The 15,760-nt window shown below is 63.8% G+C and carries 8 protein-coding genes; 4 read left to right on the plus strand and 4 right to left on the minus strand.

The window, feature by feature from the left end:
- Window positions 1–25 precede the first annotated feature (25 nt).
- Window positions 26–1,453: an SIR2 family protein gene (locus AC6CID_RS22630; protein ID WP_308257116.1), complete on the minus strand. Its 1,428-nt coding sequence runs from the start codon at window positions 1,451–1,453 to the stop codon at window positions 26–28.
- Window positions 1,454–2,155: 702 nt separating this feature from the next.
- On the opposite strand from AC6CID_RS22630, the gene AC6CID_RS22635 reads away from it, so the two are divergent.
- From AC6CID_RS22635 to AC6CID_RS22645, 3 genes are all read left to right on the plus strand, one after another.
- Window positions 2,156–5,635 (plus strand): helicase-related protein, encoded by a 3,480-nt coding sequence (locus AC6CID_RS22635; RefSeq protein ID WP_498354535.1) that lies wholly within the window; start codon window positions 2,156–2,158, stop codon window positions 5,633–5,635.
- A gap of 119 nt (window positions 5,636–5,754) precedes the next feature.
- Window positions 5,755–8,544 carry a DUF1156 domain-containing protein gene (locus tag AC6CID_RS22640; RefSeq protein WP_498354526.1) on the plus strand — a complete coding sequence of 930 codons (2,790 nt, stop codon included), beginning with the start codon at window positions 5,755–5,757 and terminating at the stop codon, window positions 8,542–8,544.
- Window positions 8,545–8,557: 13 nt separating this feature from the next.
- Window positions 8,558–11,977 carry a Swt1 family HEPN domain-containing protein gene (locus AC6CID_RS22645; protein ID WP_498354527.1) on the plus strand — a complete coding sequence of 1,140 codons (3,420 nt, stop codon included), beginning with the start codon at window positions 8,558–8,560 and terminating at the stop codon, window positions 11,975–11,977.
- Window positions 11,978–12,216: 239 nt separating this feature from the next.
- Here the strand turns inward: AC6CID_RS22645 and AC6CID_RS22650 are convergent, their stop codons facing one another.
- The 3 genes from AC6CID_RS22650 to AC6CID_RS22660 all read right to left on the minus strand — a co-directional run bounded on the left by AC6CID_RS22650 (window position 12,217) and on the right by AC6CID_RS22660 (window position 15,112).
- Window positions 12,217–12,672, minus strand: coding sequence for a hypothetical protein (locus tag AC6CID_RS22650; RefSeq protein WP_498354528.1), 456 nt, complete (start codon window positions 12,670–12,672; stop codon window positions 12,217–12,219).
- A gap of 86 nt (window positions 12,673–12,758) precedes the next feature.
- Window positions 12,759–13,118 (minus strand): hypothetical protein, encoded by a 360-nt coding sequence (locus AC6CID_RS22655; RefSeq protein WP_019291301.1) that lies wholly within the window; start codon window positions 13,116–13,118, stop codon window positions 12,759–12,761.
- Between the two features lie 596 nt (window positions 13,119–13,714).
- The gene (locus AC6CID_RS22660; protein WP_498354529.1) at window positions 13,715–15,112 is read right to left on the minus strand and encodes an IS1380 family transposase; all 1,398 of its coding nucleotides are present in this window, start codon (window positions 15,110–15,112) and stop codon (window positions 13,715–13,717) included.
- 257 nt (window positions 15,113–15,369) lie between these two features.
- Here AC6CID_RS22660 and AC6CID_RS22665 point away from each other — a divergent pair, with 257 nt between their 5' ends.
- The gene (locus AC6CID_RS22665) at window positions 15,370–15,756 is read left to right on the plus strand and encodes an IclR family transcriptional regulator domain-containing protein (RefSeq protein ID WP_228045252.1); all 387 of its coding nucleotides are present in this window, start codon (window positions 15,370–15,372) and stop codon (window positions 15,754–15,756) included.
- Window positions 15,757–15,760 lie beyond the last annotated feature (4 nt).

Below are 15,760 nucleotides of genomic sequence, written 5' to 3' on the forward strand. Positions count from 1 at the left end.
TGGTACGAGGGCTGTACGACACGCATCACGAAGTGGATTGTGACTCGTACATGGCCTGCTTGATCAGGGATTTTGCGGCGCGGGCGGTGATGGTCGGGTCGGCATCGTTGAGCCTCTCCCACGTCGCGCGCTCGGTGGCACGGCTGCCGATAGTTGGAGGGTTGCCCCTGTGAGCTTCCCAGTACTCACGTGCGGCGCCACCGGCGGCGGCGATAGGAATCACCGCGACCCGTCGATCTGCCGCCCAACCGATCTCCTCGGCGGTTCGTGCGCCCCCACGGATGGCAACGAGCGCCCGACAGTCGTCCAGGACACTTGTGACGAGTTCCTTGCGCGGGAGATCGGAGTAAATGGAGGTCCCGACTCTCTCTGGCGGCACCACAGGGGGTTCGTCCTTCCCACGAAAATGGATCATAAGTTTGCTGGGGTCGTAGGTCCCTTCCTTCCGCCGCATCCGCGCGACGTCCCGCGAGGTGTACCAGCCGGCCGGGCCACCGAGGCTGGCGATTGTCCATGTCGATTCATCGACGAGGGTGGCAGCGAGCGCTGCGCACCAGGGGCCCAAGATCTCTTCGTCTTGCTCCGGCGTTGCGTTTTCGATTCTGCTGCTGCCCGAGACGAACAGGTGTGGCGGGCGGGTACGCAGCACCAGCTCGGCGAGCAGATCAGGGATCTCGTCGTGATCGTTGATCTCGCAGACGGTGACGCCGCTGTTCTCGAGGTCGGCGGCCTGGAGTCGATACCGGCGTAGGTCTTCCGGTGTGTCATCGGCACCATTAGGGGGTTTCATCACGGCGATGTGGCGGTCGGCGGATGCGGTCCCCAGGGTGCGGGCAAGGCGGAGGAGTATCTCGATGTTGGGGTCGGTGAAACTGAATCCCAGGAAGAGCATGGTGCGGCTCATGTACGACGATCGGAGCACGGTCCAAGTGCGAGGATGCGCCAGTTCGTAGCGTTCGTAATCGGTACGTGTGATGACAGGCTGGAGTTCCCACTTATTACGGTCGTCGATGCTGCCGTGCATCTTGATGATCGCTCGCCGGCGCGAGGCAATGTTATGAACGTGGTTCTCTCCAGCCACGACGACGGCCTCGGGAATGGCAGTTTCCAGCAATCGGTCGTAGTTGGTAGTCCAAATCTCCTTGATGTCGAGACGTCGCAGATCCCGGTGGCTCGATGTCGGTTCGGGTGGAATCTCGATCATGGTAGTGAGGATGTGGGTCTCCAGCGCGTCGCGGCCGCCGTTTCCACGGTCCAGTGCGATGTACTCGGCGACCAACGGCAGATCGGCGTGGCCCGGAATATCACAGCGATCTTGCATCGGCTTCAGTAGTGAACCCCAGTCCGGATACCCAGCAGCCCGCGAGAGGCCCGCGCCCACAAAGACGGCGGCATTCCCGGACAGGATCGCCTGTCCATACGTCTCGACAAGTTTGGCGCGTGTGATCGTCACACCCCGTATTGTGCCAATCAGAGGGAGCGCGCCCCGTGTGCGCACGAGATCCCGGGGCGGGGGCAGTCCCCGATTCCCGCCACTCTCCGGGACTTACCCCTATCCCTGCAGTCGACTGGGGTCGACATCTTTGAATCCGCTCTGGTACCCGGCATGACCGGCGTGACCGGGATACCCCGGATAACCAGCGTACCCAGGGTATCCGGGGTATCCCGGGTATCCGCGATAGGGTTGAAACGTGCGGTGCAGAAGCCGATTACCTACCACCGTCCCCAAGTACTTCCCCTTCTTGTCGACGGCATCGGCATCCCCCCAGGGGAACCATCCGATCCACTTTCCGCGCTTGTCAAAGAGGAACTTGTCCCCTTCCATCCGCCGGAACGCAATCGGTGAACCACCGATATCGAAATAGAAAATGGCCATGCTCATCCCTTCAGAACCATCTCGGCAACTGGAGCATCTCAGACACTTCCGACATATGCCCTCCAGGATGCAGACTCCTGCACGTCTGGCGGATGAATCCGCTCGGCCCACGTCACGAACCTCGTCATTCCATGCACGCCGTGCCCGCTACCCAAAGGTTCCCGAGCCCAGAACGATAAAAGTGATGTGTGGCATTCTTCGCCCCGCAAACGATCACATCTGTAAGGCGACAACGCAGGGGAGAGTGACAGGACGGTGGCAGCTTCATCACCGGTAGGGATGCCGGTGCGGCTCGAGGATCTCGACCGTGGCCAGGTGCTTCGTGGTGTGCAACCCGGTCCCGTCACCTTGGTCGATGTCGACCGGCACGGCCCGGACGCGGTGACGGTGACCTTCAAGGACACCGCTGGCGGTCTGGGTCAACAATTGCTCTATCGGACCGATGAGGAACGGCTGCGGATCGAGACACCGCAGGCCCGGTGGTCGTTCGATGCCGATCCGGCCGAGTTCCGCCTCGCCGCCGAAGCGCTGCGTATTCGCATGGCCGGCCTGCACGATCCGATGGTGGCGGTCTCCTCCAGCGCGGTCGATCCTTTGCCGCACCAGATCCGTGCCGTCTACGGCGAGCTGCTGCCCCGCACCCCGCTGCGGTTCGTCCTCGCCGACGACCCCGGCGCCGGCAAGACGATCATGGCCGGGCTCTACGCGAAAGAACTGATGCTGCGCGGGGACCTGACCCGCATGTTGATCGTCGCACCCGGCTCGCTGGTCGAGCAGTGGCAGGACGAGCTGGCCACCAAATTCGGCATCGACGCCCAGCTGCTCTCGCGCGAGATGATCGCCTCGAGCCCGGACGCGAACCCCTTCGAACGCTATCCGCTGCTGATCGCCCGGATGGACCAGCTCGCCCGCAACGACGACCTGCTCGCCTTGCTCGACACCAGCGACTGGGATCTGGTGGTCGTCGACGAGGCACACCGCATGTCGGCCACCTGGTACGGCGGCGAACTCGACGTCACCCGCCGCTACCAGCTCGGCCAGCGCCTCGGGCAGATCACCCGGCACCTGCTGCTGATGACCGCCACCCCCCACAACGGCAACGAAACCAGCTTCCAGGCGTTCATGGCACTGCTCGACCCCGACCGGTTCGAAGGCGAATACCGCTCCGGCGCGCACACCACCGACACCTCCGGGCTGATGCGCCGCATGGTCAAAGAAGAGCTCCTCACCTTCGACGGCACCCCACTGTTCCCCGAACGCATCGCCGAGACCGTGCCGTACACCCTCTCCGACGGCGAACGCCAGCTCTACGACGAGGTCACCCGCTACGTGCGCGAGGAGATGAACCGCGCCGACCGGCTCGGCGCCGATAACCCCCGCGCCCGCACCGTCGGCTTCGCCCTGACCGTGCTGCAACGGCGCCTGGCGTCCTCCCCGCACGCGATCGTCCGCTCGCTGCAACGCCGCCGCGAACGCCTCGGCGCCAAACGCCGCGACCTGCTCACCCCCACCCCGACGAGCCGGGTCGACGACTTCGCCCTGACCGGGATCGACTTCGACGATCCGGACGAGTACGACGCCAGTGAACGCGAAGAGATGGAAGAGCAGGTCGTCGACGCCGCCACTGCGGCGCAGACCGTCGCCGAACTCGACATCGAAATCGCCCGCCTCGGGGTGCTCGTCGCCCTCGCCGAGCAGGTCCGCGACTCCGGCGAGGACCGCAAATGGGCCGAACTACGCTCGCTGCTGCTGGACCGGAATCTGCTGCGCGATGCCCAGGGTGCCCCGCGCAAGCTGATCGTGTTCACCGAACACCGCGACACCCTGGACTATCTGACTGCCCAGATCCGCAACATCCTCGGTCGTGAAGACGCGGTGGTCACCATCCACGGCAGTACCCGTCGCGAGGACCGCCGTACGATCCGTGAACAGTTCACCCACGATCCCGATACCCAGGTGCTCATCGCCACCGATGCGGCCGGGGAAGGGTTGAACCTGCAGGCCGCCCATCTGATGATCAACTACGACCTGCCGTGGAATCCCAACCGGCTCGAGCAGCGCTTTGGGCGGATCCACCGTATCGGCCAGCGCAACACCTGCCGGCTGTGGAATCTCGTCGCCGACGGCACCCGCGAAGGGCACGTGTTCACCCGGCTGCTCGAGAAGATGGAAACCCAGCGTCGTGCCTACGGTGGCCGGTTGTTCGATGTCCTCGGCGATGCCTTCACCGACCGACCGCTGCGCGCGTTGTTGCTCGATGCGATCCGCTACGGCGATGACCCGGCCCGTCTGGCCGCTCTCGACCAGGTCGTCGATGCCGAAGTCTCCCGCGGTCTGGACACCCTGCTCGAAGAACGCGCCCTGGCGCATGAAGCCCTGGCTCCGCACGAACTCGACCGGCTGCGCCGCGAGATGGACGAAGCTCGCGCCCGGCGGCTGCAGCCGCATTACATCGCCGCGTTCTTCCACGATGCGTTCTCTCGTCTCGGAGGTCGCCTGCCTCGCCGGGAAGCAGGGCGGTTCGAGATCACCCACGTCCCCGCGACTGTGCGGGCCCGGCAACGCCCGGGCGCGGCGGTGCCGATCGTCTCGCGCTATCAGCGGGTCACCTTCGATCCCGACCGCATCGACCTGGGCGAGCCCACCGCACCACGCGCCGAACTCCTCGCCCCCGGCCACCCGCTGCTCGACACCGTTCTCGACGCCACTATCGAAACCCACCAGCAGGCGCTGGAGACCGGAACCGTGCTGTTCGACCCGCACGATCCGGCCGAACACCCCCGGTTGATCGTGGCGGTGACCGGTGAGATCAGCGACGGCACCAGCGTGGTGGTGTCCAAGCGTTTCGACTTCATCACCCTCACCCCCGATGGCACCGCCACCTTGTGCGGGCCGGCGCCCTATCTGGACCTACAGCCTCTTCCCTCCGAGGCACGCACCATCGCCGACGAGGTCCTCGGCCGTAGCTGGCTTGCCGGCGGGGTCGAGCAACTCGCCGCCACCTGGGCCATCACCCACGCCCAACCCGAACATCTCGCCCAGGTCAAAGACCGCGTCCTGCCGCTGCTCGACAAGACCCGAGCTGCGGTGCACAAACGCCTCACCCAGCAGATCAACTATCTCGACAGCGAAGCCGCCCGCCTACGCGACGTCCTGGCCACCCGCACCCAGGGCCGGCACGCCAAACCCCGGCACAGCCCCGACCGGCTCGAGGCCCGCGCCCGCGACCTCGAAACCCGCCTCACCGCCCGCACCACCGAACTCGACCTGCAATCCCGCCTGGCAGCCAAACCCCCGCAGATCGCCGGCGCGGTGCTGGTCATCCCCGCTGGGATGCTGCCCGGCGCCCCCGCCCGGTATGCCAAGGAAACGGCTCGCATCGAACGCCGCGCCGTCGACAAGGTCCTCGCCGCCGAACACGCCCTCGGACGCATCCCGGAGGAGATGCCGCACAACAACAAGGGCTACGACATCCGCTCCCTCGACCCGCAGGACGGGCATTACGTGTTCATCGAGGTCAAGGGCCGCATCGAAGGATCCGAGGACTTCACCGTCACCTTCAACGAAGTCCTCTACGGCAAGAACGTCCCTGACCGTCACCGCCTTGCCATGGTCTCGGTCAGCGACCGCGGTCCCGACCACGACCAGCTGCGGTATGTGCATGAGCCGTTCCGCCGCATCGACCTGGGCGATCTTGCTGCCACCGAGGTACGCCTGCACTGGGCCAAGACCTGGGCGAAAGGCGGACCACCCTCCTAGCAGCCTCACCGTCCCGGCCTGATCGGGCACCGCTGCCGGATCCTGGCACGCCCGGCCACTACTGTTTCCCGTAACCACGCTCCCGTAGCACCGATGTACGTAGAGAAGGACCCCGCCTCGTGATTGCCGACACCCCCGCTGTTCCTCGTCGCAAGCTCATCGAGGTCGCGCTGCCGCTGGAGAAGATCAACGCCGAATCGGCTCGCGAGAAGTCGATCCGCCACGGTCACCCGTCTACCCTGCATCTGTGGTGGTCCCGTAAGCCCCTGGCTACCGCCCGCGCTGTGCTCTTCGCGCAACTCGTTGACGATCCGTCCTCCTTTCCTGATCGATTTCCTACCGACGAGGCCGTCGACCGGGAACGCAGACGCCTGCACGAAATCATCGAACAGTTGGTGGTGTGGGAAAACGCCGGCGACGAGAACCTGCTACGTAGAGCGCGTGAAGAGATCCTCGCTTCCACCGCAGGTAATCCCCCTTCGATCCTCGACCCCTTCGCGGGAGGAGGGTCAATTCCCCTCGAAGCGCAGCGTCTTGGTCTCGAAGCGCACGCTTCTGACCTCAACCCGGTCGCAGTGCTCATCAACAAAGCGCTGATCGAGATTCCTCCGAAGTTTGCCGGACGTCCACCCGTGTTCCCGGGGGCGGCAGACGCGCAGATCACTACCTGGCCGCGTGCCACTGGACTCGCCGAAGACGTCCGCCGCTATGGACAGTGGATGCGCGACGAGGCCGAAAAACGCATCGGTTACCTCTACCCAAGGGCGTCATTGCCGGATGGATCAGAAGCCAACGTCATTGCATGGATCTGGGCGCGCACCGTCACCTGCCCCAACCCCGCCTGTGGCATCGCCATGCCGCTGACAAGCAAGTGGTGGCTCGGCAAGAAAAAGAACAAGGAAGCCTACGTCGTCCCCACGGTTGTAGACGGCAAGGTCGAATTCAACATCGGCCATGATCCGAAGAAGGCACCCACCAAGGACACCGACGGCACAGTGGGACGCGCCGGCGCCGTGTGTATCGGGTGCGGTGCCGCTGTCGATCTGAAATACATCCGCGCAGAAGGACGGGCTGGGCGTATGGGTGCACAGCTCATGGCAATCGCGGCTGAAGGAAAGCGCACCCGAATCTACCTGAAGCCCACGCCGGAGCATGAAGTGGCAGCGCACGTTGACCGTCCAGAGGACGTGCCAGACGGCGACTTGGCGAACAATCCGCGGGACTTCAAGACACCCAACTACGGGATGACAACGTTCGCTGACTTGTTTACTCCCCGTCAGCTCACCGCACTCACGACTTTCAGCGAGCTTGTTACTGAAGCGCGGGAACACGTTCTTGCAGACGCACTTGCTGCTGGTGTGACCAAAGGCGAGCGACTGGAATCTGGCGGCACCGGCGCAGCAGCGTACGCGGACGCAGTAGCGACGTACTTGGGATTCGCGATCAGTCGGATGACCAACAAGTCCTCGACAATTTGCTCCTGGGATTCGAGCCCCAAGATGGAAGCCGTTCGCAGCGTATTTGCACGCCAAGCTCTGCCGATGAGCTGGGATTTTGCTGAGTCCAACCCATGGGGAGGTTCGGGTGGCGACTATCTTGAGGACCTTCTTTGGGTGAGTCGAGTACTCGACAAGGGACCATCGGGAAAACCCGGAGTAGCGAGACAGGCTGATGCTCAGGTATCAGTTGGCCAACCGGTTCTTCTCTCCACCGACCCGCCTTACTACGACAACATCGGATATTCCGATCTGTCCGACTTCTTCTACGTATGGCTTCGCCGATCTCTGCGACCTGTCCACCCAAATCTTCTCAGCACCATGCTGGTTCCTAAAGCGGAAGAACTCGTAGCCAATCCTTACCGCCATAACGGCAGGGAGGGAGCACACAAGTTCTTCGAAGACGGATTCCGCGAAGTCTTCCGACGTGCACGAGAGGTGGCCCTACCGGACTACCCAATTACCGTGTACTACGCCTTCAAGCAGCAGGACACCAACGATAGCGGGGAAGCATCTACTGGTTGGGAAACTCTGTTGGAGGGCATGGTTCGTTCTGGTTGGGCCATTACTGCTACGTGGCCGATGCGCAGCGAATTGGGGAACCGCATGTTATCGCAGGGCACGAATGCCCTCGCTTCTTCTATCGTCCTAGCGCTGCGACCCCGTCCCGAGAACGCGACCACGCTCGATCGTCGGGGATTCATCAATGCACTCAAGGACGAACTGCCTGACGCGTTGCGTGAACTGCAGCAAGGCGCTATCGCCCCAGTGGATCTGCCCCAGGCGGCGATCGGGCCTGGAATGGCGGTATTTTCACGTTTTGCAGGCGTGTTGACTGATGACGGTTCGAAGATGACGGTGCGGGCGGCACTAGCTCGAATCAACGAGATTCTCGACGAGGTACTCGCCGAGCAAGAAGGTGACTTCGACTCCGACACTCGGTTCGCAATCGCATGGTTCCGTCAGCACGGCTTCGATGCGGGAACGTTCGGTGACGCCGACAATATGGCCCGTGCCCGCAACGCTTCCCTCGAGCACTTAGAGCGGTCCGGCATCCTCACCAGCCGTGCTGGAAAAGTCGCGCTGCTCTCCCCTGCCGCGTTGGGGGGTGTCTATGCGGACGGGGAGTACGACCCGGCTACCGACCCGCACATCAGCACGTGGGAAGTGGTCATGCACCTGTCTCGCGCTCTGACGGAGAAGGGGGTGCCGGCTGCTGCGGCCTTGTTGTCGCGGGTGCCGGAGTCTATCGATCGGGACCTGTGTAAGGAGTTGGCGTTCCTGCTGTTCACCATCGCCGAGGACGCCAAGCGTACCCAGATTGCGATCGAGTTCAACTCTCTCGGTACGGCCTGGAACGACATCGTCGCCGAGTCCCGCACCGCATCGACCCAGCTGATGCTGGATACGTAGAAGGAACCTTGTCATGGCTGTGAGCAACCGCGACCGGATCGGTCGGATCTTTGAGCTTCTCGGTCCCGCGCTGGACGAGTTCCACACCTACGTGCTGGCCAAGAAACTGGAGGGTGGGGACTGGACAGCGCTGTTGGCGGCGCGGGACAAGACCAAGGGCGCCGGAGCGTCGAAGACCTATGTGCGCACCGACCCGCAGAACGGCCTGCGGATGATCACCGAACAGATCCCCAACCAGATCCAAAAAGGCTGGTATCCGTTCACCGATCACCTCTCCCGTACCGAACAGTCCTGGGCCACCGAACTGCGGGATGTGCGCAACACCTGGGCGCACAACGGATCGTTCACCGCCGACGATGCCTACCGAGCCCTCGATACCGCAGAGCGGTTCCTCCGCGCGATAGGAGCTCCGGACCAGGCCGATGAGGCCCGACGCTCACGGATCGAGCTGATGCGCCTGAGCTCCGAAAAGCAGGACCGCAAGGTCGTCAAGACCTCCGCGGCAGCGGAGATCGGCGCCGACGGTCTCGAACCGTGGCGGCTGGTGCTCAGCCCGCATCAGGATGTGCAGAGCGGCAATTTCCACGCCGCCGAATTCGCCGCAGACCTGGCGATGGTCTCCCGAGGTGAAGGCGACCCCGAATACACCGATCCGGTGGAGTTCTTCGCCCGCACCTACCTGACCGAAGGCTTGAAAGATCTACTCGTCCCCGCAATGCGGCGCCTGTCCGGCGACCCCAACGCTGCGCCGATCATCAACCTGCAAACCAACTTCGGTGGCGGCAAGACCCACTCCATGCTGGCGGTATGGCATCTGGCGTCCGGGCGGCCGCTGGTGGACTATCCGCAGGAAGTCCAGGATTTGCTCGCTGGCACCGCGCTTCCCGCTGCACGGCGGGTGGCGCTGGTAGGCACCCAGATCAAGGCTGGTGCGGTGAAGGTGATGCCCGACGGCACCCGCATTAACACCATCGGTGGTCTGCTGGCCTGGCATCTCGGCGGCGCCGAAGGCTATGCGATGGTCGCCGAATCCGACACCAACCGGCTCAATCCCAGCGGTGAAGCACTGCGCGAGCTGTTTCTGCGGTTCGGCCCGTCGGTGATCCTCATCGACGAATGGGTCGCCTATGCGCGTCTGTTGTTCGGCCACGAGGAGCTGCCTGACGGCACCTTCGATGCCCAGTTCACCTTCGCCCAAGCCCTGACCGAGGCGGCCAAGGCTGTGCCCGGCACGTTGGTGCTGATTTCCATCCCTGCCTCGGCGGAGATGAAGGATGGCGAGTACGTCGGTGACGAGGAAGAAGTCGGGGGACAGAACGGCCGCGAAGCATTGAAGATGCTGCGCAAGGCGGTCGGTCGTGTCGCTGAGCAGTGGCGCGCTGCCAACGCCGAGGAGAGCTTCCACATCGTCCGGCGCCGGTTGTTCGAAACCCCGGACAGCACCGCCCTGGCAAAGATCAACGCTACCGCCAAGGCCATGGTGGCGTTCTACGTCAAGAACAGCAGCGACTTTCCCCGTGAGGTCCGCGAACTCGACTACGAAGAACGCATCCGCCGCTCCTATCCGATTCACCCGGAGCTGTTCGACCGGCTCTACCAGGACTGGTCCACCCTCGAACGCTTCCAGCGCACCCGCGGTGTCCTGCGGTTGATGAACGTCATCGTCGGTCAGCTCTGGCGCGAGAACGACACCGCCCCGTTGATCATGCCCGGCTCGATCCCGCTACGCGCCGACAAGGTCGTCACCGAACTCACCCAGTACCTCGACGACCAGTGGAAGGCGCTGATCGACACCGACGTCGACGGACCGAACTCCGCTCCCGCCCAGGTCGACAACACCAACCAGCTGCTCGGCCAGCGCCTGACCACCCAACGTCTGGCCCGCACCGTCTTTATGGGCGCGACCCCGACGCTTACCTCTGCGCACAAGGGTCTGGACAAGCAACGGATCTTCCTCGGCACCGCCCTTCCCGGGGATGTGCCGGGCAACTTCCATTCGGCGCTGAACCACCTGGCCAATACCGCCACCTACTTCTACAACTCCGGGTCGCTGTACTGGTACGACACCCAGGCCAACACCACCCGCACCGCCCGCGACCATGCCGAACGCCTCCACAAGGAGGACGTCTGGGCCGAAGTCGTGCGCCGACTGCAAGAGCACCGCAAGACCGCGTCGGACGGCTTCGCCGGCGTGCACGTCGCCCCCGAGTCCTCGGCCGACGTACCGGACGTGCAGGAAGCACGGCTGGTGATCGTGCCCCCGGCGTATCTGCACAACCGCAAAGCGAAGACAGATTCGCCGGCGGCGATCTGGGCGCGAGAGGTGGTCGAGCACCGCGGCAGCGCCGCCCGCACCCATCGCAACATGCTCGCGTTCCTTGCCGCGGATGAAGCCCGCTGGACCGAACTCGACAGCGCCGTCCGGGACTTTCTGGCCTGGTCCTACATCCGCGACAACGCCGACAAGGACCTGAACCTGACCGCCGCGCAGCGTCAGCAAGCCGTCGACCGGGTCGCTACCCACGAGCAAGCCGTCGCCGATCGACTCCTGCAGACCTACCACTGGGTGCTCGTGCCCACTGAATTCGACTCCACGAAGCAGCAACTCCAAATCGAGGCGTTCAAAGCCGATGGGACCACCACCGATCTGGCCGCACGAGCAGCGGCGAAATTACGCAACGAATCGCTACTGACCCTGCAGCGCAGCGCCAGCCTGATCCGGCACGATCTGTCCGGCCCGCTCAAGCCCGCGTGGGACCGCGACGGACACATCAGCGTCGGCCAACTGTGGAACTACTACACCACCTACCCCTATCTGGCGCGACTACGCGATCGCACAGTCCTCGAGAACGGGGTGCTGACGGTCTTCGACGAGATGATCTGGCAACAGACCGGCTTCGCTCTCGCTGCCGACTGGGACGGCCAGAACTATCTCGGACTGGTACTGCCCTCCGAGCAAGCAACCCCGCCGCAGATCACCGACGCGATGCTGCTGGTCCAGCCTGAGCGAGCCGAGGCACAACGCGAACGCGAACTCGCCGAATACGAGGCAACCCAGGGCGAGAGCGACTCCCAGCACGAAAGTGACTCGCCCGCGGGTGACGAGGAGACGACACCGGCCTCTGGTGCGACGGTTCAGACCACCACGGCCACACGCACGGGTAGCCGCAGTGAAACTGGAGGTACCACTCCGGGGGCGAAAACCCGATTCTTCGGGTCCACCGCCCTGCACCCGGACTTCTACGCCCGCGACTTCAACAAGATCACCAACGAGATCATCCAACACCTCGCCGCCGCAGACGGTGTCCACCTCGAAGTCCGGATCGAGATCACCGCCACTACCCCGAACGGATTCGACGAGAACAAAATCCGCACGGTCAGCGAGAACGCCACCGTCCTCAAATTCGACCAGGCCGGGTTCGAAACGGACTGATCAATCGCCCACAGCGATGCTGTCCGGGTAGCGCTGAACTAGGACAGGAGCAGTACTGGAACGGCACAAAAGTGGTACAGTTCGTGGTGCCCGAGGCAGTAGTCGAGGGAAGTGGTTCGTGTAGGAGGTCTCCGGAGCGTAAGTACCCCTCGGGGCAGCTCCACCAGGTGGTTTCCAGCCTTGCGTGCCCATCCCACGTAGCGAAGGCCCTCTCCATCCGGAGAGGGCCTTCGCGTATCTCAGAGGGTGATGACCTCGATGCGGTGCTCGATCTTGCGGCGGATGGACCCACCCCGGCCCCACGCCCACGCGTGAACATCGGGAAGCCACAGCAACGGATTGTTCGGACGATCGTGAAGGTACTCGAACGGGGCATGCGGACCTACCGCCTGCCGGATCACCCGATTGTCTTCTCGATCTTGATCGCACGACTCGATGACCACACGACGTGCCGACAGCTCCACCAAATCGTGAGCCGCTGCAGTGAGCGTGAGGTCCCGCGCCTCGCGTTCGGAAAGCTTGCGTGACTTGACCACATAGAGGCGACTGTCGGCATTCAACTTCGCGACCTCGGTCACGATCTTGGGTGCTGTCTTTCTGTCCACGGACTTCATGTGGATTCGGCTGCTTCCCTTGGGGCACAGCTCTCTCATCCGTTTGCGCATCTCGTCCACGCCGGACGGTACGACGGTCACCGCGCAGAGGAGGTAGTCGTCGCGCTTGGACTCGTCAACGAAGACATGCACGGCCCGCCCCCACATCCTCGGCAGCTGCCGTCACGTCACGCTCCTTCAGTGGAGGAACCGCACACGATATCGCGGATGACCGCGAGCTTTTCCTGAGCATCGGACGAGCCCACGGAACGCAACATCGCATCCCCACGCTCACTGGGAGTCAGGACGGCTCTCACCACATCGGCGATGGGGGTGCCGAGCAAGTAGAGGCGGACCTCGTCGTCCTGATTGGGTGGCAACTCGGCAGGAAGGTGCCCGATCCCGTGGGAGGCCAAGGCCCGGCTGATGGCGGACCGGACGTGGATCCCCAGTCGTCCCGCGTCCTGGATCCGCTTCAGCGTTTCCATCGTCGTGGTGTAGACGCCGGCGTCCACTACCGCCGCTCGCAACTCGCTATAACTGTCCATGATTTAGTCCTAATGATTAAACAACAATCTCAACTAATCCCATGATAGCGGAAGCAGGCGGGGACGGGAGGGGTGTGCTGTTTGACGATCGTCAAACAGGACTCCGTTGACGTGCAAGACGAGCTGGTCACCTTGACACACGTGCTCCCGGCCGGGGAGACGAGCAACGAGATGAGGGCCTGAATCAGACCCACCCGCACCGACCTCCGAGGACGCGTGCCGGCGGGCTTCGACCGCGACGACATCAGCGGTCACCGCGCCGACGGTCAGAGCGGCTTCGATACCGGCGATCACATCCACACGCCAAAGCCAGGGTGGTGTTCGCTGTGTCGTGTGGGTCGGGTGACCGATCGTGGCCGCACACCGGATCCGCAGGTTTCCGCACCCAATCTGAACTGCTCAGGACGGCGCGTCACCCGCACGAAAGATCGAGGCTAGTAGCCGCCCTTAGCCTGAATCCACCGATGAGTCCTTGAAGGTCGATCCGGATCTGGATTCCAGACGAGTGCGGGCTCAGGGCGTGAAGTAACCGCTGGTCTGCTCAGCTTTTCCACGGTGCGGCTCCGGTCGTGCCGTCTCGGCGGGTCGGTCAGTGTTCAGGTGGTCGAGGGCGGACTGTGGCCGATGGTGTTGGCCCACAGTCGAAGCCAGGCAGCCGACCAGGGCCAGTGCGTGGGTAGTCGCAAGATCGGTCTTCGTTGCGGTCGACACAATCGGGCGGGAAGGTTGACGATCTTGCGGCGTAGCGTCGCCCCACGGGCGCGCGAATGCCCACCACCTGCAAGAACACCGGTCGCGCGCAGCAGATTGTGGGCGATCGCCGCGCAGAGCACCCATGCCGAATTCGCCCCGAACCTCCCCGACGGCATGTGCGCCAGGGGCCCGTCGATGAGGTCGGCGAAGACGGTTTCGATGATCGCGTGCCGGCGATGGGTGACATCAGCATCGACGGTGTGGGCGCTGGTGTTGGTGAAAAACGGGTGATATCGCCACACCGGAAACAACGCGTCGGGGAAGCGGGCGTCTTTGACGCGGCGCACGATCAACCGGGCGGTGACCGGAGTCCTGGTGGAAGCGAAAGCGGTGTAAGTGGTTTCGGCGACCTCGGCATCGGAGATCCAGGCACCGGTGTCCGGGTCACGCACGGCACCGGGATATTTCACCGCGGTCCACGCCTCGTCGGGAATCGAGTCGATCGCGCGTTGGACGGCGGTGTTCTTGGCCAGGACGAGCGAGAAACACACTTTCGCGCGCAGACATGCCGCGATGACCGAGCGGGTGCCGTAGGCGGAATCACCGCAGGCCGTGATGGCACCGGCCGCGCCCGCTGCCCGGGCGGTGACGATGGCCTGAGTAACCATCCGACCTGCACCTTTACCGGATCCGGCTTTCCCGGCGCGTAGTCGCATGCCGGTGATGATCGGTGTGGAGTCGGCTGTGCTGATGGTCGTGGCCAGCGGGGACAGGCCTTTGCGCAGGATCTGTTTGCCGGCGATTTTCGTGTGTCCGTAGGAGGCGCCTTGTTTGGCGCGGTCGTAGACCGGGCGCAGCAGCGAGTCGATGTCGATGAACGCCTGCTCGGCCAGACCGGGCAGGATCTCGACCCGGGCGGTGAGTGCGATCAGGTGTTCGCGGAGCACGGATTCGAGCTGACGTGCATGACCGAAGCTGAACTCGCGCAGCAGCGTTCCCACAGTCGAGGGTGCATAGACGCCTGCGAACAGGTGTGGCATGCCGCCCGAGCGCAGCAGGTCGATATCGTCGATGCTGTCGGCGCCGGCGCACATCCCGGCGATCAGGGTGAGCAGTTTCGGTGCCGGGTTCGCCGCTCCGGAGGTGACCTTCGTGGTGGTGATCGAGACCTTCTCGGTGAGCAGGTCCGGCAGGTGGGTGTGTTCGGCCAGTGTCATGACCGGGACCAGTCCGGCGCACGAGACGAGGTTGTCCTCGTCGAACACGGCGGAGCCGTCGATGAACTTGTGGGACACTTTCACCGGAAGTGCCTTTCGTGACCTGGTGGATTTGTTGTGTGAGAACTCCAATCTTCCCAGTTCAGGGGGCACTTTCTTCAGTTCGACACGCTGCTACGCGGCTGATCGTTCGGTGGATTCAGGCTTACGGTCCCGCATCTCGACTCGGCCCCTCAAGCACCGCGACTCGGACAGTAGTCGTCCGCTGCCATGGGGTCGGATGAGCACCTCGGAGAGTTGACGTCGTGTTTCCCCTGCCTGCATCCAGTTCCCAGGCGTAAGTGAGTGCAGTGGCCAACCGGCTGGGGCGCAACATGCCCGCCCATTGCACTTCCACCGGCAAGGCGCTGTTGGCCATGCTGACTGACGATGAGCTACATCTGCTTTATCCCGACGAGCGGCTCATCCAGCTCACCCCGCATTCGCTAGGCACCCGGACCGAGCTTCTCGACGCGGTGCGCACGATCCGTTCCCGGGGGTTCGCGTCGAGCAAGGAGGAGAACGAGGAGGGTGTCGCCTCCCTCGCCGTCGCACTGGCCTCGACCCGCTCTCCGCGGTTGGCTGTCAACGCCTCGCTGCCGCTCAGTCGCATGAGCTCGGCGACCGAGCAGGACATCCTCACTCGGCTGGTAGCTGCGGCGGAGGAGATCGACCATCTCCTGCTCTGATCGG

Source organism: Rhodococcus sp. GQ147 (assembly GCF_059759155.1).

Bases quoted from the DNA above. Each gene is read 5' to 3' on its own strand.
- AC6CID_RS22635 (WP_498354535.1), top strand. From the start codon at position 2,156: ATGCCGGTGCGGCTCGAGGATCTCGACCGTGGCCAGGTGCTTCGTGGT.
- AC6CID_RS22655 (WP_019291301.1), bottom strand. From the start codon at position 13,118: ATGGACAGTTATAGCGAGTTGCGAGCGGCGGTAGTGGACGCCGGCGTC.
- AC6CID_RS22645 (WP_498354527.1), top strand. From the start codon at position 8,558: ATGGCTGTGAGCAACCGCGACCGGATCGGTCGGATCTTTGAGCTTCTC.